25 protein-coding genes are annotated in these 24,401 nt (G+C 56.6%); 20 read left to right on the top strand and 5 right to left on the bottom strand.

What is annotated here, in order from left to right:
* The first annotated feature begins 31 nt into the window (after nucleotides 1-31).
* The 5 genes from ytfQ to L466_RS01035 all read left to right on the top strand — a co-directional run bounded on the left by ytfQ (nucleotide 32) and on the right by L466_RS01035 (nucleotide 6,303).
* Complete coding sequence (ytfQ, locus tag L466_RS01015) at nucleotides 32-988, top strand: galactofuranose ABC transporter substrate-binding protein YtfQ (RefSeq protein WP_020882912.1); 957 nt, start codon at nucleotides 32-34, stop codon at nucleotides 986-988.
* 123 nt (nucleotides 989-1,111) lie between these two features.
* Complete coding sequence (gene ytfR / locus L466_RS01020) at nucleotides 1,112-2,614, top strand: galactofuranose ABC transporter, ATP-binding protein YtfR (protein ID WP_032681853.1); 1,503 nt, start codon at nucleotides 1,112-1,114, stop codon at nucleotides 2,612-2,614.
* A 10-nt stretch (nucleotides 2,615-2,624) separates the two neighbouring features.
* Nucleotides 2,625-3,650, top strand: a complete 1,026-nt coding sequence (gene ytfT / locus L466_RS01025) for a galactofuranose ABC transporter, ATP-binding protein YtfT (RefSeq protein WP_025205793.1) — start codon at nucleotides 2,625-2,627, stop codon at nucleotides 3,648-3,650.
* Nucleotides 3,637-4,638: a galactofuranose ABC transporter, permease protein YjfF gene (gene yjfF, locus L466_RS01030; protein WP_025205792.1), complete on the top strand. Its 1,002-nt coding sequence runs from the start codon at nucleotides 3,637-3,639 to the stop codon at nucleotides 4,636-4,638. Before ytfT ends, yjfF begins: the two co-directional genes overlap by 14 nt.
* 93 nt (nucleotides 4,639-4,731) lie before the next feature.
* A complete protein-coding gene (locus L466_RS01035) occupies nucleotides 4,732-6,303 on the top strand; it encodes a methyl-accepting chemotaxis protein (RefSeq protein ID WP_032681851.1) in 1,572 nt (523 codons plus the stop codon).
* On the opposite strand, the gene L466_RS01040 is transcribed toward L466_RS01035, so the two are convergent.
* Together L466_RS01040 and fbp are read right to left on the bottom strand one after the other, a co-directional pair.
* On the bottom strand, nucleotides 6,275-6,631 hold the full coding sequence (locus tag L466_RS01040) for a helix-turn-helix domain-containing protein (protein ID WP_025205788.1): 357 nt from the start codon (nucleotides 6,629-6,631) through the stop codon (nucleotides 6,275-6,277). The genes L466_RS01035 and L466_RS01040 overlap by 29 nt on opposite strands.
* A gap of 148 nt (nucleotides 6,632-6,779) precedes the next feature.
* Nucleotides 6,780-7,778, bottom strand: a complete 999-nt coding sequence (gene fbp / locus L466_RS01045) for a class 1 fructose-bisphosphatase (protein ID WP_020882906.1) — start codon at nucleotides 7,776-7,778, stop codon at nucleotides 6,780-6,782.
* A gap of 197 nt (nucleotides 7,779-7,975) precedes the next feature.
* On the opposite strand from fbp, the gene mpl reads away from it, so the two are divergent.
* Complete coding sequence (mpl, locus tag L466_RS01050; protein WP_032681850.1) at nucleotides 7,976-9,352, top strand: UDP-N-acetylmuramate:L-alanyl-gamma-D-glutamyl-meso-diaminopimelate ligase; 1,377 nt, start codon at nucleotides 7,976-7,978, stop codon at nucleotides 9,350-9,352.
* A gap of 93 nt (nucleotides 9,353-9,445) precedes the next feature.
* Here mpl and yjgA read toward each other — a convergent pair whose 3' ends face one another.
* Nucleotides 9,446-9,997 carry a ribosome biogenesis factor YjgA gene (yjgA, locus tag L466_RS01055; protein WP_014168373.1) on the bottom strand — a complete coding sequence of 184 codons (552 nt, stop codon included), beginning with the start codon at nucleotides 9,995-9,997 and terminating at the stop codon, nucleotides 9,446-9,448.
* Between the two features lie 95 nt (nucleotides 9,998-10,092).
* Here yjgA and pmbA point away from each other — a divergent pair, with 95 nt between their 5' ends.
* From pmbA to L466_RS01125, 14 genes are all read left to right on the top strand, one after another.
* Nucleotides 10,093-11,445, top strand: a complete 1,353-nt coding sequence (pmbA, locus tag L466_RS01060) for a metalloprotease PmbA (RefSeq protein ID WP_020882904.1) — start codon at nucleotides 10,093-10,095, stop codon at nucleotides 11,443-11,445.
* 41 nt (nucleotides 11,446-11,486) lie between these two features.
* Nucleotides 11,487-11,873, top strand: coding sequence for a cytochrome b562 (gene cybC, locus L466_RS01065; protein WP_014168375.1), 387 nt, complete (start codon nucleotides 11,487-11,489; stop codon nucleotides 11,871-11,873).
* A gap of 318 nt (nucleotides 11,874-12,191) precedes the next feature.
* A complete protein-coding gene (locus L466_RS01070; RefSeq protein ID WP_014168376.1) occupies nucleotides 12,192-12,530 on the top strand; it encodes a glycine dehydrogenase in 339 nt (112 codons plus the stop codon).
* 10 nt (nucleotides 12,531-12,540) lie between these two features.
* On the top strand, nucleotides 12,541-12,903 hold the full coding sequence (locus L466_RS01075) for an SFCGS family glycine-rich protein (RefSeq protein ID WP_003830384.1): 363 nt from the start codon (nucleotides 12,541-12,543) through the stop codon (nucleotides 12,901-12,903).
* 2 nt (nucleotides 12,904-12,905) lie between these two features.
* Complete coding sequence (locus tag L466_RS01080) at nucleotides 12,906-13,205, top strand: DUF4312 family protein (RefSeq protein WP_006810338.1); 300 nt, start codon at nucleotides 12,906-12,908, stop codon at nucleotides 13,203-13,205.
* A gap of 22 nt (nucleotides 13,206-13,227) precedes the next feature.
* Nucleotides 13,228-14,004 (top strand): DUF4311 domain-containing protein, encoded by a 777-nt coding sequence (locus L466_RS01085; RefSeq protein WP_014168378.1) that lies wholly within the window; start codon nucleotides 13,228-13,230, stop codon nucleotides 14,002-14,004.
* 13 nt (nucleotides 14,005-14,017) lie between these two features.
* Nucleotides 14,018-14,659: a DUF4310 family protein gene (locus L466_RS01090; protein WP_014882285.1), complete on the top strand. Its 642-nt coding sequence runs from the start codon at nucleotides 14,018-14,020 to the stop codon at nucleotides 14,657-14,659.
* A 42-nt stretch (nucleotides 14,660-14,701) separates the two neighbouring features.
* The gene (locus L466_RS01095; protein ID WP_032681849.1) at nucleotides 14,702-15,835 is read left to right on the top strand and encodes an amidohydrolase/deacetylase family metallohydrolase; all 1,134 of its coding nucleotides are present in this window, start codon (nucleotides 14,702-14,704) and stop codon (nucleotides 15,833-15,835) included.
* The gene (locus tag L466_RS01100; protein WP_014168381.1) at nucleotides 15,819-16,937 is read left to right on the top strand and encodes a DgaE family pyridoxal phosphate-dependent ammonia lyase; all 1,119 of its coding nucleotides are present in this window, start codon (nucleotides 15,819-15,821) and stop codon (nucleotides 16,935-16,937) included. Before L466_RS01095 ends, L466_RS01100 begins: the two co-directional genes overlap by 17 nt.
* On the top strand, nucleotides 16,934-17,674 hold the full coding sequence (locus L466_RS01105; protein WP_020882900.1) for a 2-dehydro-3-deoxy-phosphogluconate aldolase: 741 nt from the start codon (nucleotides 16,934-16,936) through the stop codon (nucleotides 17,672-17,674). Before L466_RS01100 ends, L466_RS01105 begins: the two co-directional genes overlap by 4 nt.
* Nucleotides 17,675-17,792: 118 nt before the next feature.
* A complete protein-coding gene (locus L466_RS01110; protein ID WP_032681848.1) occupies nucleotides 17,793-18,929 on the top strand; it encodes a lactonase family protein in 1,137 nt (378 codons plus the stop codon).
* A gap of 19 nt (nucleotides 18,930-18,948) precedes the next feature.
* Complete coding sequence (locus L466_RS01115) at nucleotides 18,949-20,859, top strand: BglG family transcription antiterminator (RefSeq protein WP_032681846.1); 1,911 nt, start codon at nucleotides 18,949-18,951, stop codon at nucleotides 20,857-20,859.
* Between the two features lie 77 nt (nucleotides 20,860-20,936).
* Entirely contained in the window at nucleotides 20,937-21,179 is a 243-nt protein-coding gene (locus L466_RS01120; protein WP_032679513.1) for a type II toxin-antitoxin system RelB/DinJ family antitoxin, read from the top strand.
* Nucleotides 21,169-21,453, top strand: a complete 285-nt coding sequence (locus tag L466_RS01125; RefSeq protein WP_032681845.1) for a type II toxin-antitoxin system RelE family toxin — start codon at nucleotides 21,169-21,171, stop codon at nucleotides 21,451-21,453. Before L466_RS01120 ends, L466_RS01125 begins: the two co-directional genes overlap by 11 nt.
* 3 nt (nucleotides 21,454-21,456) lie before the next feature.
* Here L466_RS01125 and nrdG read toward each other — a convergent pair whose 3' ends face one another.
* A complete protein-coding gene (gene nrdG / locus L466_RS01130) occupies nucleotides 21,457-21,921 on the bottom strand; it encodes an anaerobic ribonucleoside-triphosphate reductase-activating protein (protein ID WP_032681844.1) in 465 nt (154 codons plus the stop codon).
* Between the two features lie 138 nt (nucleotides 21,922-22,059).
* Entirely contained in the window at nucleotides 22,060-24,198 is a 2,139-nt protein-coding gene (gene nrdD, locus L466_RS01135; protein WP_020885401.1) for an anaerobic ribonucleoside-triphosphate reductase, read from the bottom strand.
* Nucleotides 24,199-24,401: the final 203 nt, after the last annotated feature.

Raw genomic sequence — 24,401 nt, 5'->3', positions numbered from 1 at the left:
CAACAATAAACACCCCTACGAGGACGTTCATATGTGGAAGCGCTTACTTCTTGTCACAGCAGTTTCGGCAGCCATGTCGTCTATGGCGATGGCCGCCCCTTTAACCGTAGGTTTTTCCCAGGTCGGCTCTGAATCCGGCTGGCGAGCGGCAGAAACCAACGTTGCGAAAAGCGAGGCCCAGAAACGCGGTATCACCCTGAAAATCGCCGATGCGCAGCAAAAACAGGAAAACCAGATCAAAGCCGTGCGGTCATTTATCGCCCAGGGCGTTGATGCCATCTTTATTGCGCCGGTCGTGGCCACTGGCTGGGAGCCGGTCCTGAAGGAAGCGAAAGACGCTGAGATCCCGGTTGTTTTGCTCGATCGTTCCATTGATGTAAAAGACAAATCTCTCTATATGACCACCGTCACCGCCAACAACGTTCTCGAGGGCCAATTAATTGGTGACTGGCTGGTGAAACAGGTGGATGGCAAGCCGTGTAACGTCGTTGAGTTGCAGGGGACCGTCGGGGCGAGCGTGGCCATCGATCGTAAGAAAGGCTTCGCGGAAGCCATCGCCAAAGCGCCAAACATTAAGATTATCCGTTCTCAGTCCGGCGACTTTACCCGCAGTAAAGGTAAAGAGGTCATGGAGAGCTTTATCAAGGCTGAAAACAACGGCAAGAACATCTGCATGGTTTACGCCCACAACGATGACATGGTGATTGGGGCTATTCAGGCCATCAAAGAAGCGGGGCTGAAGCCGGGCAAAGATATCCTCACTGGCTCTATCGATGGCGTGCCGGATATCTATAAAGCGATGATGGACGGCGAAGCGAACGCCAGCGTGGAGCTGACGCCAAACATGGCTGGCCCGGCATTCGATGCGCTGGAGAAATTCAAGAAAGACGGCACCCTGCCTGAAAAAGTGACGATCACCAAATCGACGCTCTACCTGCCTGACACCGCGAAAGAAGAGTTAGAGAAGAAGAAAAATATGGGCTACTAAGGCCTTTTCCCTCGCCCCTATCCCACTCCTCTCCCCTGAGGGGAGAGGGTGTACAAGGGCGGGTAGAATGGCATGAACATTTCCCTCTCCCCAACCGGGAGAGGGCGAGGGTGAGGGGGAAACATGACCGACACACAACACCAGGAAATCCTCCGCACAGAGGGCTTAAGCAAGTTTTTCCCCGGTGTGAAAGCGCTGGATAACGTTGATTTTAGCCTGCGGCGCGGTGAGATTATGGCGCTGCTGGGAGAGAACGGTGCGGGAAAATCGACGCTGATTAAGGCACTTACCGGCGTTTACCATGCCGATCGCGGCACGATCTGGCTAGAAGGCAACGCCATTTCGCCAAAAAACACCGCCCATGCACAACAGCTGGGGATTGGGACGGTTTACCAGGAAGTGAACCTGCTGCCGAATATGTCGGTGGCGGATAACCTGTTTATCGGCCGTGAGCCAAGACGCTTCGGCCTGCTGCGACGCAAAGAGATGGAAGCACGGGCCACCAGGCTGATGGAATCCTATGGCTTCTCCCTGGACGTTCGCGAACCGCTGAACCGTTTTTCCGTCGCGATGCAGCAAATTGTCGCGATTTGCCGGGCGATCGATCTCTCCGCGAAAGTGCTGATCCTTGATGAGCCTACCGCGAGCCTTGATACCCAGGAAGTCGAAATGCTCTTTACCCTGATGCGCCAGCTGCGCGATCAGGGGGTAAGCCTGATCTTCGTCACCCACTTCCTCGATCAGGTGTATGAGGTCAGCGATCGCATCACGGTGCTGCGCAACGGCAGCTTTGTCGGCTGCCGCGAAACTCGCGAGCTGCCGCAGATAGAACTGGTCAAAATGATGCTGGGCCGCGAGCTGGAAACCAACGCGCTTCAGCGTGCAGGCCGCACGCTGCTCAGCGAGAAACCGGTCGCGGCCTTCAGCGATTTTGGCAAAAAAGGGGTGATCTCGCCCTTTAATCTGGACGTGCGGCCCGGTGAAATTGTCGGGCTGGCGGGCCTGCTGGGTTCCGGGCGCACCGAAACCGCCGAGGTGATCTTCGGGATCAAACCTGCAGACAGCGGCAGCGCGCTGATCAAAGGTAAACCGCAGACCCTGCGATCGCCGCATCAGGCCTCCTGCCTGGGCGTGGGCTTCTGCCCGGAAGACAGGAAAACCGATGGCATAATTGCCGCCGCCTCGGTGCGGGAAAATATCATTCTGGCTCTGCAGGCGCAGCGCGGATGGCTACGCCCCATCCCGCGGAAAGAACAAAACGCCATTGCCGAGCGATTTATCCGTCAGCTCGGTATACGTACGCCGAGCGCTGAACAGCCCATTGAATTTCTCTCCGGTGGCAACCAGCAGAAGGTATTGCTGTCACGCTGGCTGCTGACTAAACCCCAGTTCCTGATCCTCGATGAACCGACGCGCGGTATCGACGTCGGGGCGCATGCCGAAATTATCCGGCTTATCGAAACGCTGTGTGCAGACGGTCTGGCGCTGCTGGTTATCTCATCCGAGCTGGAAGAGCTTGTGGGGTATGCCGATCGCGTCATCATCATGCGCGATCGTAAGCAGGTGGCAGAGATCCCGCTGGATAAACTGTCCGTTCCGGCAATCATGAATGCCATCGCGGCGTAAGGAGTTAATCGTGATGCCCCGTTCGCTTCCGCAAACCGGTGCAACCAGGCGCCGCTTCACCTGGCCTACCGGCACGCCGCAAATTATCGCGTTGCTGCTGGTGCTGCTGATCGATAGCCTGGTCGCCCCGCATTTCTTTCAGATTATCGTGCAGGATGGCCGGCTGTTTGGCAGTCCGATAGACATTTTAAACCGTGCCGCCCCGGTGGCGCTTCTGGCCATTGGTATGACGCTGGTGATCGCCACCGGCGGGATTGACCTCTCCGTCGGTGCGGTGATGGCCATCGCAGGCGCCACGGCAGCGTCCATGACCGTCGCCGGGCACAGCCTGCCGGTGGTGCTGCTGGCTGCATTAGGTACTGGGGTGCTGGCCGGACTGTGGAACGGCATTCTGGTGGCGGTCCTGAAAATTCAGCCGTTTGTCGCCACTCTCATCCTGATGGTGGCCGGACGCGGTGTGGCACAGCTTATCACCTCGGGTCAGATTGTGACCTTCAACTCCCCCGGCCTGGCATGGCTTGGCAGCGGTAAGCTGTTCTTCTTCCCGACGCCGATCGTTATTGCGCTGGTCACATTAGTCGTGTTCTGGCTCTTTACCCGTAAAACGGCGCTGGGCATGTTCATTGAAGCGGTCGGAATTAACATCCGTGCGGCGCGAAACGCCGGGGTTAATACGCGGCTGATGGTCATGCTGACCTACGTGCTGAGCGGCATTTGCGCCGCCATTGCCGGGGTGATCGTCGCGGCGGACATCCGTGGTGCGGATGCCAACAACGCCGGGTTATGGCTGGAGCTGGATGCGATCCTGGCGGTGGTTATCGGTGGCGGATCGCTGATGGGCGGGCGGTTTAATCTGCTGCTCTCGGTGATCGGCGCGCTGATTATTCAGGGTATGAATACCGGGATCCTGCTCTCCGGTTTTCAGCCGGAACTCAACCAGGTGGTGAAAGCGGTGGTCGTGCTCTGCGTGCTGATCGTCCAGTCGCCGCGCTTTGTCAGCATCATTAAAGGGATCCGTGGCCATGATAAAACGTAATTTACCGTTAATGATCACCCTGGGCGTGTTTGTGCTGGGTTATCTCTACTGCCTGACGCAATTCCCGGGCTTTGCCTCTACCCGGGTGATTTGCAACATTCTGACGGATAACGCCTTTTTAGGCATTATCGCCGTTGGCATGACCTTTGTGATCCTCTCCGGTGGGATCGATCTCTCGGTTGGGTCGGTGATCGCTTTCACGGGCGTATTCCTCGCAAAAGCGATCGGTTTCTGGGGGATCTCGCCGCTGCTGGCCTTCCCGCTGGTGCTGGTGATGGGCTGCGCGTTTGGCGCCTTTATGGGGCTTTTGATCGACGCGCTGAAAATTCCGGCCTTTATTATCACCCTCGCCGGCATGTTCTTCCTGCGCGGCGTGAGCTACCTGGTCTCGGAAGAATCGATTCCGATTAACCATCCTGTCTACGACACGCTCTCCAGCCTGGCGTGGAAAATCCCCGGCGGCGGTCGTCTGAGCGCGATGGGGTTGCTGATGCTGGGCGTGGTGGTGGTGGGGATCTTCCTTGCCCACCGTACCCGGTTTGGTAATCAGGTCTATGCCATTGGCGGCAGCGCCACCTCGGCAAACCTGATGGGGATCTCCACCCGCAGCACCACAATCCGCATCTATATGCTCTCGACCGGACTGGCGACGCTGGCGGGGATCGTCTTCTCGATTTATACCCAGGCGGGTTATGCCCTGGCAGGTGTCGGGGTGGAACTTGATGCCATCGCCTCGGTGGTGATTGGCGGCACGTTGCTCAGCGGCGGCGTTGGCACGGTGCTGGGGACGCTGTTCGGCGTGGCGATCCAGGGACTGATCCAGACCTATATCAACTTTGACGGCACGCTCAGTTCATGGTGGACCAAGATCGCCATTGGCATTCTGTTGTTTATTTTTATCGCCCTGCAGCGCGGCCTGACGGTGCTCTGGGAGAACCGACAAAGCTCGCCTGTTACCCGTGTAAACACTTCAGTAACAGAGACATAACACGCTGAATTTGCTTAAAGTCTAAACATTTTCCGGTAGCGGCCGATACTCTTTTTTTATGCCCAGAAATATCTCGCTACCGGAAATAATATCATGCTTAAAACGCTATCGATTCGTACCGGCTTGCTCTCTTTACTGGCCGTTATGACCCTTCTGCTGCTGATTGTCAGCGGCATTGGCATTTATGCCCTCACACAGAGTTCTTCTTCACTCCAGCGCATCAACCACCTTCAGGGTGAGCAGATGGTGCAGCTTAATTCTGGCTATACCCTGATCCTGCGCGCGCGTAATGAAGCGGGTCAGGCGGTCCGGATGATGGAAATCGGCATGCTGGATGACGCGGCCAAATCGGTGAAAAACATCAACCAGGAGATTGCCCAGGCCCGTAAAACGCTGAAAGGCGTGATCGACGGCGGGGTGGCGGATGAGCAGGGACAAAAACTGCTGGATAAGGTGGCCGCGAGCCTGGCGACCTATAACCAGCAGGGGATCGATCCGATGCTGAAAGCCCTGAACGATCAGAGCGCAGACAGCTATTACGATCTGCTGGAGAACACGCTGATCCCGGTGGCGGCGCAGTTTGATAATGATATGCAGGTCTTTCAGAATTGGAGCGAAGCGCGCGGGAAAGCGGAAGTGAAGGCCGTGCAGTCCAGCAAAAACCGGGTACTGATCCTGATCGTGGTGGCCGCGCTGCTGACGGCTGGCATTATTGTGCTGGCGTGGCTGGTACTGCGTCACATGCTGCTCAAACCGCTTTCGGCGTCCATTGCTCAGCTGGAGAACGTGGCGGCGGGCGATTTAACCCATACGCTGAATGACCCGGCGAGCCAGGAGTTTAACCGCCTGAACGCAGCCATTGAGGGGATGCGGCAGTCTTTGATGAACTCGGTTTTACGGGTACGTGATGCCAGCTCGCAAATTGATACCGGCAGCCGCGAACTGACGGCGGGGAACATGGATCTTGCCCAGCGCACGGAATCCACCGCGACATCGCTTGAGCAGACGGCCGCCAGCATGGAAGAGATCACCGCCACGGTGAAACTCAATGCAGACAACGCCGAGCAGGCGCACCAGCTGGCGAAATCCGTGTCTGACACCGCCGATCACGGCAGCGAAATGGTCTGCTACGTCATTGAAAAAATGCGTGATATCGCCGGCAGTTCGGCACGCATCGCCGATATTCTGAGCGTCATTGACGGCATTGCCTTCCAGACCAATATTCTGGCGCTGAACGCCTCGGTGGAAGCGGCGCGCGCGGGTGAGCAGGGGCGCGGGTTTGCCGTTGTCGCCGGTGAAGTGCGAAACCTCGCCAGCCGCAGCGCTGACGCAGCAAAAGAGATCCGTTCGCTTATCAGTGATTCTCAGACCCATGTAAACGAAGGCAGCGAGCTGGCGCAGCAGGCTGGCGAAACGATGGATGAGATCGCAACAGAAGTACTGCGCATGACCAAACTGATGCGCGAGATTGCGACCGCGTCCCAGGAGCAGAGTCGCGGCATTGAGCAGGTGAATATTGCCGTGAATCAGATGGACGAAACCGCGCAGCAGAATGCGGCGCTGGTCCAGCAATCTTCTGCCGCGACGCGCTCGCTGGAAGAGCAATCGCGTCAGCTGATGGACGCCATGGCATCATTTAAACTGACGGCTCAGACAGCGGCATAATATTTTCCCGCCCCGGCGCATTCTGTGTCGGGGTTTTATGTGTCGCTGAATTTAATGCGCCAATATTATCGTGAATATCGCCCATTAATATTTCCAGAGACTGGGTTAATGCTAATGCATTTTCAGTCGGCTCAAGATATAACCCTTTGCGGAAAAATAGCGGCTCGTCAAACAGCTGATTAAAGCGTTTTAATGCCAGACTCACCGCGGGGCGCGACATCTCCAGACGTACAGAGGCTTTTGCCATACTGCCGCAGCGGACCACTTCAATAAAAACAGGGATAAGATTTAAATCAATGCCGGTATTAGCACGGGAATAATTTTTCATGACGATTAGGCTCCAGGAAATATTTGTCAAACTGTTATGGAAATAATGCAGGAGCAAAACCGAATATTAAAGCGTGTTTTTTATAAACACTTATACGGTAAAATATATAAATGAAGCGGGGAGCCTGAAGGGCTCCCCGTGTTATGGGTTATGCGTCCGGATACTCACGGATAAAACGTTCAACGTCATCAACCATATGGGTGTTGCCGACAAAGAACGAACGACGCTGGTGCAGGCTTTCCGGCACGATGTCCAGAATACGCTCTTTACCGTCGCTCGCCTTGCCGCCAGCCTGTTCGGCCAGGAACGCCATTGGGTTGCATTCATACAGCAGACGCAGCTTGCCGTCAGGGTGGCTTGCCGTGCTTGGGTAGAGGTAGATACCGCCTTTCAGCAGGTTGCGGTGGAAGTCAGCAACCAGCGAGCCGATATAGCGGGACGTGTACGGGCGCTGAGTGGCTTTATCTTCTTCCTGGCAGAACTTGATGTATTTCTTCACGCCGTTCGGGAATCGGATGTAGTTGCCTTCGTTGATGGAGTAGGTGTTGCCCTTCTCCGGGAAGCGCATACGTTCCTGGCTCAGGCAGAAAACGCCCAGCGAGGGATCGTAAGTAAAGGCGTGAACGCCGCAGCCCGTGGTGTACACCAGCATGGTGGAGGAGCCATAAACGACGTAACCGGCCGCCACCTGGTTACTGCCCGGCTGCAGGAAATCTTCCTCTGTCACCGGCGTGCCAACAGGCGTGACGCGGCGGTAGATGGAGAAAATGGTACCGACAGAAACGTTAACGTCGATGTTAGAGGAACCGTCCAGCGGATCCATCAGCACAACGTATTTAGCGTGTTCACACCCTTCGAAAACGACAATTTCATCTTCTTCTTCGGAGGCGATACCCGCCACGATGTCGCGCGCGCGCAGTGCAGCTTTCAGTTTTTCATTTGCGAACAGATCGAGTTTCTGTTGAACCTCGCCCTGAACGTTCTCGGCACCGCTGGCACCCAGGATATCGACCAGACCGGCCTTGTTGATATCACGGTGGATGATCTTAGCGCCCAGCTTTATTGCCGACAGCAAAGCAGTGAGTTCACCCGTAGCATGAGAAAACTCGTGCTGCTTTTCGACAATAAATTCACCTAACGTTTTCATAACACTTTCCCTGCATCTTTGTGAGTAGAGCGATTGTATGTTCACTAAAACGACTAAAGCCCAACAATCTTAACAAACATTCAAATATTAGCGCAGAGGTGAATCGCGCCAGCAAAATACGGATTTACCTGAAATGCGTTTCGCTGTCGCTGACATGTGAGTAAAATGTGCGCCACATTGAAGAAGGATAGTGACGTATGCGCATTCATATATTGGGGATTTGTGGCACTTTCATGGGCGGACTGGCAATGCTGGCGCGCTCTCTGGGCCATGAAGTGACAGGTTCGGACGCCAATGTGTATCCGCCGATGAGCACGCTTCTGGAGAAACAGGGCATCTCTCTGATTCAGGGATACGATGCCAGCCAGCTGGATCCTGAGCCGGATCTGGTGATCATTGGCAACGCCATGACCCGCGGTAATCCGTGCGTTGAGGCGGTTCTGGAACGCAACATTCCGTTCATGTCTGGCCCGCAGTGGCTGCATGATTTCGTGCTGCGCGACCGTTGGGTCGTTGCCGTAGCCGGAACGCATGGCAAAACCACGACAGCCGGAATGGCGACCTGGATCCTCGAAGCCTGTGGTTATAAGCCAGGTTTTGTAATCGGGGGTGTACCGGGTAATTTCGATGTTTCTGCGCGTCTGGGTGACAGCCCGTTCTTCGTGATCGAAGCCGACGAGTATGACTGCGCGTTCTTCGACAAGCGCTCCAAGTTTGTGCACTACTGCCCGCGGACGCTGATCCTCAATAACCTTGAGTTCGATCACGCGGATATTTTTGACGACCTGAAAGCGATTCAGAAACAGTTCCACCATCTGGTGCGCATCGTTCCGGGTCAGGGCCGCATCATCCTGCCGGAAAACGACATCAACCTGAAGCAAACCCTGGCGATGGGATGCTGGAGCGAGCAGGAGCTGGTGGGCGAGCAGGGACACTGGCAGGCGAAAAAACTCAACGCGGATGCCTCCGAGTGGGAAGTGCTGCTCGACGGTGAGAAAGTGGGTGAGGTGAAGTGGGGCCTGGTGGGCGAGCACAACATGCACAACGGCCTGATGGCGATTGCCGCGGCACGTCATGTGGGCGTTCAGCCTGCGGATGCGGCGGATGCGTTAGGCTCGTTCATTAACGCCCGCCGTCGTCTGGAGCTGCGCGGTGAAGCCCACGGCGTCACGGTGTATGACGATTTTGCGCATCACCCGACCGCCATTCTGGCGACGCTTGCGGCCTTACGCGGCAAAGTCGGCGGGACCGCTCGCATTCTGGCCGTGCTGGAACCGCGTTCGAACACCATGAAAATGGGCATCTGCAAAGACGATCTTGCGCCATCCTTAGGGCGTGCCGATGAAGTCTTCCTGCTGCAGCCGCAGCATATTCCGTGGCAGGTGGCCGAAGTGGCCGATGCCTGCATTCAGCCTGCGCACTGGAGTGCGGATGTGGATGCGCTGGCGGATATGGTGGTGAAATCCGCACAGCCTGGCGATCACATTCTGGTGATGAGCAACGGCGGTTTTGGTGGGATCCATCAGAAGCTGCTGGACGGTCTGGCGAAGAAAGCGCAGGCGGTCGCCGAGTAAAAAAAAAGCCCGGTAGCGCTCACGCTTACCGGGCTTTTTCTCCCTCGCCCACAGGGAGAGGGGCGGGGTTGAGGACACTCAACGATGCTGTGCTTACTCTTCGTTTTCAGACAGCTCACGCAGATACTGGAAAATCAGGCGTGCAGACTTCGGCGGCTTGTTCGCCTCTTTCTCTTTCTGGGCATTGCGGATCAACGAACGCAGCTGCTGGCGATCGGCATCCGGCCACAGGTTCAGTACTTCCGGTACCGCATCATCACCTTGTTCAATCAGACGATCGCGGATCTGCTCAAGCTTATGGAACAGCGCAACCTGCTGGTTGTGGCGGTTTTTCAGTTTGTCCAGCGCCTGGCGGATCGGTTCAACGTCACGCTGACGCAGCATTTTACCGATAAGCTGAAGCTGACGGCGACGGCCTTCTTTCTTGATTTTCTGTGCCAGTTCAATGGCATCGCGCAGATCCTGGTCGAGCGGGAGTTTATCCAGCGCGTTTTTACCCAGTTCTACCATTTCCGCGCCAAGCTGTTTTAACTCTTCGGCGTCACGTTTAATTTCACTTTTACTGACCCAGATGATCTCATCATCTTCGTCTTCGATGTCATCACCGGGAACGTCGTCGAGCCAGTCTTCGGGCTGCTTAGTCATGTCAGGCTCCTTAAAAAAAGAGGCTAATGTTACCAGTTAAGACGCGCACTGAAAAACGGTTCTCTGTTAGACTTCAATTAACTCTCTCTTACAGTATGGCATTTGCGATGAAAGTAACCTCACAAGTTGAAGCGCAGCGTAAGATTCTGGAAGAAGCCGTCTCCACCGCGCTGACGCTCGCTTCAGGTAAATCAGATGGCGCCGAAGTGGCGGTAAGCAAAACCACCGGCATCAGCGTCAGCACCCGCTACGGCGAAGTGGAAAATGTAGAATTCAACAGCGATGGCGCCCTGGGGATCACGGTTTATCACCAGAATCGCAAAGGCAGCGCGTCATCGACCGATCTCAGCCCGGATGCCATTGCCCGTACGGTGCAGGCTGCGCTGGATATTGCGCGTTACACCTCGCCCGATCCTTACGCCGGCGTTGCCGACAAAGAGCTGCTGGCATTCGATGCCCCGGATCTCGATCTTTTCCACCCGGCGGAAGTGACGCCGGACGAAGCAATCGAACTGGCTGCCCGTGCCGAGCAGGCGTCTCTGAAGGCCGATAAACGCATCACCAATACCGAAGGTGGAAGTTTTAACAGCCACTACGGTATCAAAGTGTTTGGTAACAGCCACGGGATGCTGCAGGGCTACTGCTCAACGCGCCATTCGCTCTCCAGCTGCGTTATCGCTGAAGAGAATGGGGATATGGAGCGTGATTACGCCTACACCATCGGTCGCGCGCTGGGCGATTTGCAGTCTCCTGAGTGGGTTGGCGCAGAATGCGCGCAGCGCACGCTGTCCCGTCTGTCGCCACGTAAACTCTCCACCATGAAAGCCCCGGTCATTTTTGCCAATGAAGTGGCGACCGGCCTGTTTGGCCACCTGGTGGGGGCGATTGCCGGGGGCTCCGTTTACCGTAAATCGACGTTCCTGCTCGACTCGCTGGGCAAGCAGATCCTGCCGGAATGGTTGACCATTGAAGAGCATCCGCACCTGCTGAAAGGGCTGGCCTCGACGCCGTTCGACAGCGAAGGTGTGCGCACCGAGCGCCGCGATATCATCAAAGACGGCATTCTGACGCAGTGGCTGCTGACCAACTACTCTGCGCGCAAGCTGGGGCTGAAAAGCACCGGTCACGCGGGCGGCATTCACAACTGGCGAATCGCGGGTCAGGGCCTGAGCTTTGAGCAGATGCTTAAAGAGATGGGCACCGGTCTGGTCGTCACAGAGTTAATGGGCCAGGGCGTAAGCGGCATTACCGGCGATTATTCGCGTGGCGCAGCGGGCTTCTGGGTTGAGAACGGTGAAATTCAGTATCCGGTAAGCGAAATTACCATCGCCGGCAACCTGAAAGACATGTGGCGCAATATTGTTACTGTCGGTAACGATATTGAAACACGTAGCAATATACAGTGTGGTTCAGTCCTCTTACCGGAGATGAAAATCGCCGGGCAGTAATACCCGTAAAGGCGTTTTAATAATAAAAAAGGAAGTGAGCAATGCGTAAACACCTGTTAGCGATCGTCGCAGCGTCAACGCTGGTTCTTGGTTCTTCTGCGTTTGCTGCCGATCTTGAAGACGACATGGGCATCCTCAGTGAAAACCTGAAGGTGGTGCAGAAAACGGACAATGCGGCGGAAATGAAAGGCGCATTGACCAAAATGCGTGAAGCGGCACTGGACGCGCAGAAATCCACGCCGCCAAAGCTGGAAAATAAAGCGGCAGACAGCGCTGAGATGAAAGACTACCGCCACGGCTTTGACGTGCTGGTCGGTCAGATTGACGGTGCACTGAAGCTTGCCAACGAAGGCAAAGTGAAGGAAGCCCAGGCGGCAGCCGACCAGTTTGTGACCACGCGTAATACCTATCACAAAAAGTATCGTTAATTCTCGGTACGCGCTTTCCCCGTGCGGGGGCGGTTAACCGCCCCCGCATGTTTGCTTTCCGGGCATAAGAAAACCTTATCCACCTCACATATTTGCACGCCTGCCCATAATCTTTTTCGCTCCCACGCCCCCTTAATTGCCGTCAGATAGCGTGATATTCATCACGTAAATACAGTGATTTATCTATATTCAGCATATTTATGTGGCACAGATCACTGCCGGTGCTCGCCTTTCCACTTCGAAGTGGAAAACAACTCGCTACAAACAATTCCCCCCCAACGTTAGTTTTATTCCAGAGCCATTAACGGGGTAAGACGAGTGATTAACGGAGCGGTAATGAACGACGTTGGAGATCAGGCGGTGCAAACAGAGCAGCTCGCTAACACCATGCTGGCGCAGGTGTATGCCCTGCTGGCCCGGCACAACATCATCCCCAACGCAGTACAGGAACAGATGCTCACCTCCCACGTTCGCGCGATGGCGCACCGGTCCGTGACCGGCGAGCCGCTGCCGGAGGTTGAAGCCGAGCTGTTCGACGAAATTTCTCCCGATTCAATGCGGCTTGCCCGTGAAGTGGTCGCGCAGTTTGGCAACCTTCCAGATGAAGAGGCCTGGCTGCTCTCCGTTCACTTCGAAGTCGCGAAAGACAACCTTTAAGGAGCAACACATGGAACAGATTACAGTCGTGATTGGCGATCGCCTGGGTAAAGGTCAGAAAGTGGCGGCAGGCGTTGAAAAAGCCGGTGGACGCGCGGTTGTCGTGCCGGGTGTGGCGGCAGACATGAAGCTCGGTGACGTGATGAAAGCGGAAAATGCCACCTTCGGCATCTCCTTCTGCGGCAGCGGCGGCGCGGGTGCCATCACCGCACAAACCAAATATGGCTACAAAGCCAAATACGGCATGCGTTCAGTGGATGAAGGCGTCACCGCCATCAATGAAGGCTGCAATGTGCTGGGCTTTGGCTTTATGGATAAAGAAGAGCTGGGCGAGCGTCTGGTTCAGGCGTGGCAGAAGAAACACGGCGCATAAGCATGAAAGAACAGTTCACAACCACGGTGAGAGTGAAGGGCAAAGGCGACGCTAAAGCGCGCGCCTTCGCTGATGCGCTCAACCACGTTCAGGCCGCGGTGATGAAAGCCTCACCGCATATCTTACTGCGTATTGAGCCACAGGATGTGCAGGTCGTTCAGGCGCAAGAAGCGGTGCGTAAAGAAGCTTTTCTGTTCTTCTTTTTGCGCCGGGAAAGACGCACCTACAGCGTGGAGCTGGATGTGACCGTCAACGTGACTGCCATCAATCTCGACCAGGTGGATTTCGTCACGCAACGCTGATTATTCATAAAAGGGCAGACTGATGTTCTTAATTATATTAATAAAATCGCTCATCATTGGCGGCCTGGTTGGCGTCGGTGTGGGGGCCGGGGCTGCACGCATGTTTCATGCGCCTACCACTCAGGGTATGGGCGCGTTTCGTACGTTGGGGGAACTGAACTCCTGTGAAGGGGATCCGGCTTCTCACTTCTCCTTTGGGTTAGGCTTCTTCTTTAACGCCTGGGCCTCTTCCGTGGCCGCAGGGGCATTCACACAGGACGTTGACCACCGCATCATCCCGAACTGGGGTGCTGCAGCACTGATGATTAAAAACCGTAACGTCGGCGAAACGCTGCACGATCCGCGCAAAATGGCGATTGCCTGCGGCGTGATCGGCATGATTGTCGTCACCTTCCTGAACCTCACCGCCTCTTCTGTTCCGGCTGCGCTTCAGGTAACCGCCGTGAAGGTGCTGGTGCCTGCAGCAAACCTGCTGGTCAACACCGTGATGCCGGTGATCTTCTGGCTGGCCGCCATCGATGCGGGTAAAAAATCGGGCTTCTGGGCCACCATTTTTGGCGGCGCGGCGCAGCTGATCATGGGTAACGCCGTACCGGGTCTGGTGCTGGGTATCCTGATTGGTAAGGGCGTTGAAGAGAGCGGATGGAACCACGTCACCAAAGTGATGATGGCGGCCATCGTGGCGCTGTTCGTGCTGAGCGGTTTCTTCCGTGGCTTCGACATGAAGATGATCGAATCCTTCCATCTGACCGTGCCGAACTGGCTCGACATGATCCACAACGCGCTCAGCGGTAAATAACAGGAGCCTCGACATGGAACAGAATAAAGGTTTTTGGTATGCCGACTGGTCGTTCCCGATCTTCGTTGGCCTGCTCTCTTCCGGTGTTTTCGCCGGGACGCATATGTACTACCTCTACGGCATCGGCGCGTTCAACGAAGTGGCCTTCGTGGCGATGCTGAAAGCGGGGATGGATACCGGCGTTTACGGCGCGGTGGCGGCGTTCGGTGCCAGCTTCCTGTTCGCCCGTATTATCGAAGGGTCGCTGGTCGGTATCCTTGATATCGGCGGGGCGATCCAGACCGGGGTGGGTCTCGGGGTTCCTGCGCTGCTGCTGGGCGCGGGCATCATGTTCCCGGTGACCAACTTTATCGCCGCGCTGATCACCGGCCTGGTGATTGGCCTGGCAATTGGCTACGTCATCATCCTGGCGCGTAAGTTCACCATCAACCAGAGCAACTCCACCTACGGGGCGGACGTGATGATGGGCGCCGGTAACGCCTCCGGTCGTTTCCTCGGGCCGTTGATTATCCTCAGCGCCATGACCGCCTCCATTCCTATTGGTGTCGGCTCTCTGGTGGGTGCGCTGCTGTTCTATATCTGGCAGAAGCCGATTACCGGTGGCGCCATTCTCGGTGCAATGATTCTGGGCTGGCTGTTCCCGGTCGCCCTTTAATGCCCGCGGGCGCCCTGGCGCCCGCCTTATCAGGAGATCCTCATGTTTGATTTACTCCTGCGCCGTGCGCGCCTCACCGACGATACCCTGACCGATATCGCCATTCAGGACGGAAAAATCGCGGCGGTGGGCGACATTACCGCGCCCGCCCGTAAAACGGTTGAGTTGAACAGTGAAGTGTTCGTCAGCGCAGGCTGGATTGACTCCCACGTTCACTGCTACCCGAACTCCCCTATTTATCACGACGAACCGGACAGCGTGGGCATCGCCACCGGCGTGACCTCGGTGGTGGATGCCGGCAGTACCGGCGCGGATGACGTGGACGATTTTTATGAAATCACCCGTAAAGCCTCAACCGACGTTTATGCCTTACTGAACATCTCCCGCGTGGGGCTGATTGCCCAGAACGAACTGGCCAATATGGCCAACATTGATGCGAAGGCCGTGAAGCAGGCCGTTACGCGCTACCCGGATTTTATCGTTGGCCTGAAAGCGCGCATGAGCAGCAGCGTGGTTGGCGAAAACGGCATAACGCCGCTTGAGCACGCGAAAGCCATCCAGAAAGAGAACGGCGACCTGCCGCTGATGGTGCACATCGGCAACAACCCGCCTAACCTCGATGAAATTGCCGACCTGCTCAGCTCAGGCGACATCATCACCCACTGCTACAACGGCAAGCCGAACCGCATTCTGACGCCATCCGGTGAACTGCGTGCGTCCATCACCTCCGCCCTGAAACGCGGTGTGCGCCTGGACGTCGGACACGGTACGGCGAGCTTTAGCTTTGAGGTGGCGAGACGCGCCATTGCGATGGGCATTTTGCCACACACCATCAGCTCGGATATTTACTGCCGCAACCGCATTAACGGCCCGGTAGGGTCGCTGGCAAGCGTGATGTCGAAGTTTCTCGCCATCGGCATGTCGCTGCCGCAGGTGATTGAGTGCGTCACCGCGAACGCCGCCGACGGGCTGCGTCTGACGCACAAAGGCCGTATTCAGCCAGGTCTTGATGCTGACCTGACGCTGTTCACGATAAAACGCCAGCCAACGCTGCTGGTGGATGCTGAAAATGACAGCCTGCAGGCTGAACACATTCTGGTGCCGCTTGCCGCCATCCGCGCAGGCAAGGGCTACATGACCGAACAAGGGAGCACGGAACATGCCTTCGATTTATGAGAAGTATCACTTAAAGCAAGTCATCAACACCTCAGGCCGTATGACGGCGCTGGGTGTTTCCACGCCGCGCCCGGACGTAGTGCAGGCGGCGATGGATGGCATGAATCACTATTTCGAGATGAAGGATCTGGTCAACAAAACCGGCGAATACATCGCGAAGCTGCTGGATGTGGAAGGGGCGACGGTGGTCTCCTGCGCGTCAGCGGGCATCGCCCAGTCCGTGGCGGCGGTGCTGGTCAAAGACAGCGACTGGCTGCTGGAGAACCTGCACGTCACTCCGATTGAGAACAACGAAATCGTGCTGCCGAAAGGCCATAACGTTAACTTTGGCGCACCGGTAGGCACCATGGTGGCGCTGGGCGGCGGCAAGCTGGTGGAAGCGGGCTACGCGAACGAATGCTCCGCCGATCAACTGGCGGCGGCCATCACGCCGCGTACCGCGGCCATTCTTTACATCAAGTCTCACCACTGCGTGCAGAAAAGCATGCTCAGCGTAGAGCAGGCGGCGGTGGTGGCGCGTAAGCACGATCTGCCGCTGATCGTGGATGCGGCCGCGGAAGAAGATCTTCACGTTTACTACCGCTCCGGTGCCGATCTGGTTATCTACAGCGGTGCGAAAGCGATTGAAGGGCCAACCAGCGGGCTGGTGATCGGCAAAACGCAGTATGTTGAGTGGGTGAAACGCCAGACGGCGGGGATTGGCCGCGCAATGAAAGTGGGTAAAGAGGGGATCCTCGGCCTCACCTGTGCCATCGAACACTACCTGACGGCGACCAAAGAGAGCGGCGAAGAGATGGTGGCGAAGATGACGCCCTTTATTGACGCGCTTAATACCCTTAACGGCGTGACGGCACGCGTGGTCTGGGACAGTGCCGGTCGCGATATCGCCCGTACCGAGATTAAGTTTGATGAAGCTACCACCGGTGTTGGCACCGGCGACCTGGTGACCGCGCTGAAGCAGGGCGAGTATGCCATTTATTTCCGTGGCTACAAGGCCAACGAAGGGATTATCGAAGCGGACGTGCGCAGCGTGAATGCCGATCAGCTGAACATTGTTTATCGCCGCATGAGTGAAGTGTTAGGACAGGAGAAAAAGGCATGAAACTGACCCCCAACTTTTACCGTGACCGCGTCTGCCTGAACGTGCTGGCAGGATCGAAAGCCAACGCCAGCGCCATTTACGAGGCGGCGGAAGGCCACGTGCTGGTGGGCGTGCTCTCCAAAAATTACCCGGATGTCGCCAGTGCGGTTGCCGATATGCGCGACTACGCTCAGCTTATCGATAATGCGCTCTCTGTGGGCCTCGGCGCGGGCGATCCGAACCAGTCCGCGATGGTCAGTGAGATCGCCCGTCAGGTGCAGCCGCAGCACGTTAACCAGGTGTTCACCGGCGTGGCAACCAGCCGTGCGCTGCTGGGGCAGAGTGAATCCGTGGTCAACGGCCTGGTCTCTCCGACCGGCACCGTTGGCAAGGTGAAAATCTCCACCGGTCCGCTGAGCAGCGCGGCCCCGGACGGCATTGTGCCGGTTGAAACCGCGATTGCCCTGCTGAAAGATTTTGGCGGCAGCTCCATCAAATACTTCCCGATGGGAGGCCTGGCGTGTCGGGACGAATACCAGGCAGTGGCGGAAGCCTGCGCCCGTCACGATTTCTGGCTGGAGCCGACCGGTGGGATCGATCTGGAGAACTATGAAGCGATCCTGCAGATCGCCCTTGATGCGGGCGTGAGTAAAATCATTCCGCATATCTACAGCTCGATTATCGACAAAGCCAGCGGCGACACGCGTCCGGAAGATGTGCGTACGCTGCTGGAGATGACGAAGAAGCTGGCTAAGTAGTCTTTACCCCTCACCCCGGCCCTCTCCCCTTTGGGGAGAGGGTGTAATCGTCCCCTCTCCCCAAAGGGGAGAGGGTTAGGGTGAGGGGCACAAACCGCACAAAACCAAAGGAGCCACCATGCACACCCGCAATCTGCTCGTCGCTTCACTCTCGTTACTCGCTACCACCGCCATCGCCCAGACGCAGTACGCCTGGGTCGGGACGTACAACCCCAACGGCGAGGGGCTGTACCGCTTTACCCTCGACCCGCAAACCGGTGCGCTCGCGAATAAAACGCTGGTCAGCACGCTGCCAAACGCCGCGCAGCTCACCGTCTCGCAGGATGGTAAGACGCTCTATCTGGCGAGCGAAGTGGAGCAGGGCGTGGTGCAGGCGCTGCGCGTGGGCGATAACGGCGAACTGAGCGAGCTTAATCAGGTGGCGTCCGGCGGAGCGGGGCCGGTCTATCTCTCCCTGACGCCAAAGGGTCACCACCTGCTGGTGGCGAACTACGTCAGCGGCTCGATTGCTGTTCTGCCCGTTAATGCAGACGGCAGTCTGGGGGAGGCCACGGACACGCATCAGGATCGGGGAGAGCCGGGCGCGGCGAAACCGGTGGCGGCGGTGGAAGGCAGTTTTGCCATTAGCGATCACAATGGCCCCCATGCGCACATGATCGCCGCCGATCCGCGCGGGAAATACGTTTTTTCTACCGATCTGGGTCTGGATCGTATCTACCAGTACCGTTTTGACGATCAAACAGGCAAGCTGACCCCGAACGATCCGCCGTTTATCAGTGCCTCCTCGAAAGGGGCCGGTCCGCGGCATTTCGTCTTTACGCCGAAAGGCGATGCGTTATGGCTGATTAACGAAGAGGCATCCACGCTCACGCACTATACGCTGGATGCCCGGGGCAGGCTGCAGGAGGGGAAAACCCTCTCCGCCCTGCCACACGGCTATAAAGGCACCAGTTTTGCCGCCGGGCTGGCGCTCAGTGCCGATGGCAAACAGCTGTATGTGGCTAACCGTTTGCATAACAGCATCGGGCACTTTACCGTAACAGCGGATGGTACGCTGACGCATCAGGATGATGTGTGGACGCGTGGTGATTACCCGCGCACCCTGACGCTCGACAAACAGGGGCGCTGGCTGTACGTCATGAATCAGCGCAGCGACAACATTACCCGTTTTCGCGTGGCGCAGGACGGCAAACTCAGCGCCGAGCCGGACTATACCCCGGTCGGCAGCCCATCCCAGATGGTCATTTCACCCTAAGCCGTAAGAGGACAACCCCGTGCGATTTCCGAACCAACGTTTAGCGCAACTTTTCGATCTGTTGCAAAACGAGACGCTGCCGCAGGACGAACTGGCGCAGCGGCTGTCGGTCTCCACGCGAACCGTCCGCGCTGATATCACTGCCCTGAACGCGCTGCTGGCGAGCCACGGCGCGCAGTTTATTCTCAGCCGCGGCAATGGCTATCAGCTCAAAATTGACGATGCAGAACGCTATCAGCAGCTTCAGTCCTCCCACCCGCGCGCGCTGCGCATTCCCCGCACCGGGCCGGAGCGCGTGCACTATCTGGTGGTCCGTTTTCTTACCTCCGCGTTTTCGCTCAAGCTGGAGGATCTGGCGGATGAGTGGTTTGTCAGCCGTGCGACGCTGCAAAGTGACATGGTGGAAGTGCGCGAGTGGTTCCACCGTTACAACCTGACGCTGGAAACCCGACCGCGCCACGGCATGAAGCTGTTTGGCAGCGAGATGGCGACCCGCGCCTGTCTCACCGATCTGCTCTGGGAGCTGGCACAGCAGGATAGCCAGAACCCGCTGGTGACCGACGTTGCGCTCAATGCGGGGGTCGCGGAGCAGATGGTTCCCGTGCTGCACGATGCGCTGACGCGGCATCACATTCGTCTGACTGACGAGGGCGAGCTGTTCCTGCGCCTGTACTGTGCGGTGTCGGTGCGTCGCATCAGCGAGGGCTATCCGCTGCCGGAATTTCACGCAGAAGATGTGGCCGAGAATGTTCGTGAGGCGGCGAAAGACATCGCTGTGACCATTCAACAGCTGGCGGATAAAGCGCTTTCGCCTTCAGAAGAGAGCTGGCTCTGCGTTCACATCGCGGCACGTCAGATCCAGGAGATTGCCCCCAGTGCCATCAATGCCGATGACGACGAAGCGCTGGTCAATTACATCCTGCGCTACATCAATACCCACTATAACTACAACCTGCTCAGCGACGAGCAACTGCATGCGGATCTGCTCACCCACATCAAAACCATGATCACCCGCGTGCGCTATCAAATCATGATCCCTAATCCGCTTCTGGATAACATCAAGCAGCACTACCCGATGGCGTGGGATATGACCCTCGCGGCAGTGTCGAGCTGGGGGAAATACACGCCGTATGTGATCAGCGAAAACGAGATCGGTTTCCTGGTGCTGCATATCGGTGTCGGACTGGAGCGCCACTACAACATCGGCTACCAGCGTCAGCCGCGCGTGCTGTTAGTTTGCGATGCCGGGAATGCGATGGTCCGGATGATTGAAGCGGTGCTGCAGCGCAAATATCCGCAAATTGAGGTGACCCGCACGCTCACGCTGCGCGAGTATGAGCTGGCGGAACCGATCGGCGAAGACTTTGTTATCTCGACCGCCCGCGTGAGCGAAAAGTCTAAACCGGTGGTGATGATCGCCCCGTTCCCGACGGACTACCAGCTTGAGCAGATAGGTAAGCTGGTGCTGGTGGACCGAACCCGCCCGTGGATGCTGGATAAATACTTCGATGCCGCCCATTTCCGTATTATCGACAGGCCGATTGACCAGCAAACGCTGTTCCGGGAGCTGTGCGAGCAGCTCGAAGAAGAGGGGTTTGTTGGCGCGGAGTTTCTGGATTCGGTCGTTGAGCGAGAGGCCATCGTCAGCACCATGCTGGGCGACGGCATTGCGCTGCCGCACTCCCTCGGGCTACTGGCACAAAAAACGGTGGTTTACACCGTGCTGGCACCGCAGGGTATTGCCTGGGGGGATGAAACTGCCCACGTGATTTTCCTGCTCGCCATCAGCAAGCGTGAGTACGAAGAGGCGATGGCGATTTACGATATTTTCGTGACTTTCCTGCGCGAGCGCGCCATGTCACGGCTGTGCAGTTGCAATGATTTCGCCGGGTTTAAAGCGGTGGCGATGGAGAGTGTGAGCCGGTTTTGAGAGACGTTATCCAGAATTCGATGTAATACAAATGTAATGCTAAGATGCATTACACATTCGATTTCACTGGAGACATAATGGCCACGCTGAACGTCCGTCTGGATGACAAACTCAAAAACGAGGCTTATGCCGTGCTTGAAAAACTCAATATCACGCCAACGGAAGCCGTTCGGTTACTGTTTCAGTACGTTGCGGAGACGGGGCGTATGCCGGTGAAAACGGTCACTGTTAGCGACAGTGAAGATGAACTCATACACACAGTCCGGGAGCGGCTGGCTAATCCGCAAAAAGGAATTAAGGTTAGGCTGGATGACTTATGAACTCGTATTTGATCCGAGGGCGTTCAAGGAGTGGACCAGGCTGGGTGATACCGTAAAAAATCAGTTTAAGAAGAAGCTTGCGAACGTGTTGGTGAACCCCAGGGTTGAATCGGCTCGCCTGCATGGCCTGCCTGATTGCGACAAGATAAAACTCAGATCCCAGGGTTATCGTTTGGTCTATCAGGTTCAGGACAACGTTGTGACGGTATGTGTTATTGCTATCGGTAAGAGAGAGAATTCAGCCGTTTATCATGACGTAAACAAACGGCTTTAGCGATCACCGCAAATGATGCACAACCTGGTTGCTGCTGCCGCGCCAGATCAGCGCAGGGTCTTTTAAATCCTGCACAAACTTGCCGTCAACCAGCACGTTAATCAAATCCACCACTTCCCTCTGTTCAGCATTCAGTTCTTCGAGCTTATAACCCGTCCAGACCCAGATATCCTTGCCTGCACATTCGCGGCGAATGCGTTTTATCAGCTTCAGAATGTCCGGCACGTTTTGCGGGTGAAGCGGGTCGCCACCGGAGAGTGAAATCCCCTGGCGATGAATGCGCGTGTCGTTGAGATCGTGGATGATCCGCTCTTCCATTTCCGCGGTGAACGGCAGGCCTGAATTTACGCGCCAGGTGCTTTTGTTGTAACAGCCGGGGCATTCATGGACGCAGCCTGAGACAAACAGAGTGCAGCGGGTGCCGGGGCCGTTGACGATGTCGACGGGATAGTATTGATGATATCGCATAAGAAGATGTCCAGAGTGTGTGTGCGCGGGTGCCCTCACCCCAGCCCTCTCCCACAGGGAGAAGGGGAAAACGTAGGTGCGCGTTCGGTTCCCTCTCCCGGAGGGAGAGGGGTAGGGTGAGGGGAAACCCCCGACGCCTTAACCGATCTGCCCATTCCCCAGATGTTTCACGCGTCGCTTAACCTCTTCCTGCTTACCGGCGTTAAACGGACGCGCATCGGGACTCCCGAGATAGCCACACACGCGGCGGGTCACCGAGACGCGAGCCGCATCGTGGTTACCGCATTTCGGGCAGGTGAAGCCTTTGCTGGTGCACTCAAACTCACCGGTAAAGCCACACTCGTAGCACTCGTCAATCGGGGTGTTGGTCCCGTAATACGGTACGTGCTGATAGCTGTAATCCCAGACATCTTCCAGCGCCTTCAGGTTGTGCTGAATGTTCGGATACTCGCCGTAGCAGATGAAGCCACCGTTCGCGACGGGCGGATACGCGGCTTCAAAGTCGATCTTGTCGTAAGGGTTCACCTTCTTCTCCACGTCGAGGTGGAAGCTGTTGGTGTAGTACCCTTTGTCGGTTACCCCTTCGACAATGCCAAATTCAGCGGTATCCAGGCGGCAGAAACGGTCACACAGGTTTTCACTCGGGGTGCTGTACAGGCTGAAGCCGTAGCCGGTTTCGTCTTTCCACTGGTCAACCGCATCGCGCAGGCGCTGAACAATGGCGACACCTTTTTCACGCAGGGCGTCGCTGTCATACATGTGCTGGTTGCCGAACAGCGCGTTGATCGTTTCGTGAATACCGATGTAGCCCAGAGAAATTGACGCGCGACCATTTTTGAAGATCTCCGACACGTCATCGTCCGCCTTCAGGCGCACGCCGCAGGCCCCTTCCATATACAGGATGGGCGCAACGCGGGCTTTCACCCCTTCCAGACGCGCGATACGGGTCATGAGGGCCTTACGTGCGAGCTGCAGACGTTCGTCCAGCAGCGCCCAGAAGGCCGCTTCGTCGCCTTTGGCTTCGAGGGCGATACGCGGCAGGTTGAGGCTGATCACACCCAGGTTGTTACGGCCGTCGTGAACCTGTTCGCCGTTTTCGTCTTCATACACGCCGAGGAAGCTGCGGCAGCCCATTGGCGTTTTAAACGAGCCGGTCACTTTGACCACCTGGTCGTAGTTCAGGATGTCCGGGTACATGCGCTTGCTCGCACACTCCAGCGCCAGCTGTTTGATGTCGTAGTTAGGATCGCCAAACTTGTGGTTCAGGCCGTCGCGGATAGCGAACACCAGTTTCGGGAACACCGCTGTCTTACGGTTTTTACCAAGCCCGGAGATACGGTTTCGCAGGATCGATTGCTGAATCAGGCGTGATTCCCAGCTGGTACCCAGACCAAAACCGAAGGTCACAAACGGCGTCTGACCGTTGGCGGTATGCAGGGTGTTCACCTCGTATTCCAGCGACTGGAACGCGTCGTAGCACTCTTTTTCGGTACGGGAGTGCGCGTAGCCCTCGGCGTCCGGGATTTGCCACTCTTCAGCAGTTTGACGGTGTTTATTGAAGCTTGCCGTGACGAACGGTGCCAGTACTTCATCAATGCGGTTAATGGTGGTGCCGCCGTAAATATGGCTGGCGACCTGAGCGATAATCTGCGCCGTGACCGCAGTGGCCGTGGAGATCGATTTTGGCGGCTCAATCTCGGCATTCCCCATTTTAAAACCGTGGGTCAGCATGCCTTTCAGGTCGATGAGCATGCAGTTGAACATCGGGAAGAAGGGCGAGTAATCGAGATCGTGGTAGTGGATCTCACCGCGCTCATGCGCCGAGACCACGTCGCGCGGCAGCAGGTGCTGACGGGCATAGTGTTTGGCAACAATACCGGCCAGCAGGTCGCGCTGGGTGGGGATCACTTTGCTGTCTTTGTTGGCATTTTCATTCAGCAGGGCGGAGTTGGTCTGCTCCACCAGGCCACGAATCTCCTGATTAAGACGACCGCGTTTCTCACGCTGAACGTCCCGATCGTGGCGGTATTCGATATAGGCGCGGGCTAACTGCTTGTAGGGGCCCGCCATCAGCTGGTTTTCAACCGCGGTCTGGATCTCATTGATATCGACCTGGCTGCGTTCGTTCATCTGGCTGCTAACGACTTCTGCGACGGTGGCGCAGTAATCTGCGTCATCGACACCCGCTGCTTTAGCTGCACGCAGAATGGCTTCCTGGATGCGCTCTGATTTAAACGGCACTTTACAGCCATCACGTTTCATCACATGCGGTGTCATGATCACTCCATTTTTAAAAACAGGTTATCCACAAAGGTGGAGAAGTGTTCACCGGGCGTATTGTCAGCCAGGCCAGAGACTTCCCACGTTCCCAACGCGTGTTATCCACAATTCCGGAGAGCTGAGTCGCCGTCTTGTTGTTGGAATAGTAGACGATAAATACAATATGTTGGGTCGGCGTGCATTTTAAGTGCTACATATAG

Origin of the sequence: Enterobacter sp. BIDMC 30 (genome assembly GCF_000534355.1) — a bacterium.
GTDB classification, from domain to species: domain Bacteria; phylum Pseudomonadota; class Gammaproteobacteria; order Enterobacterales; family Enterobacteriaceae; genus Enterobacter; species Enterobacter ludwigii.
Note: the sequence above shows the minus strand (reverse complement) of the source record. Positions and strands in the feature narration are given on the sequence as shown.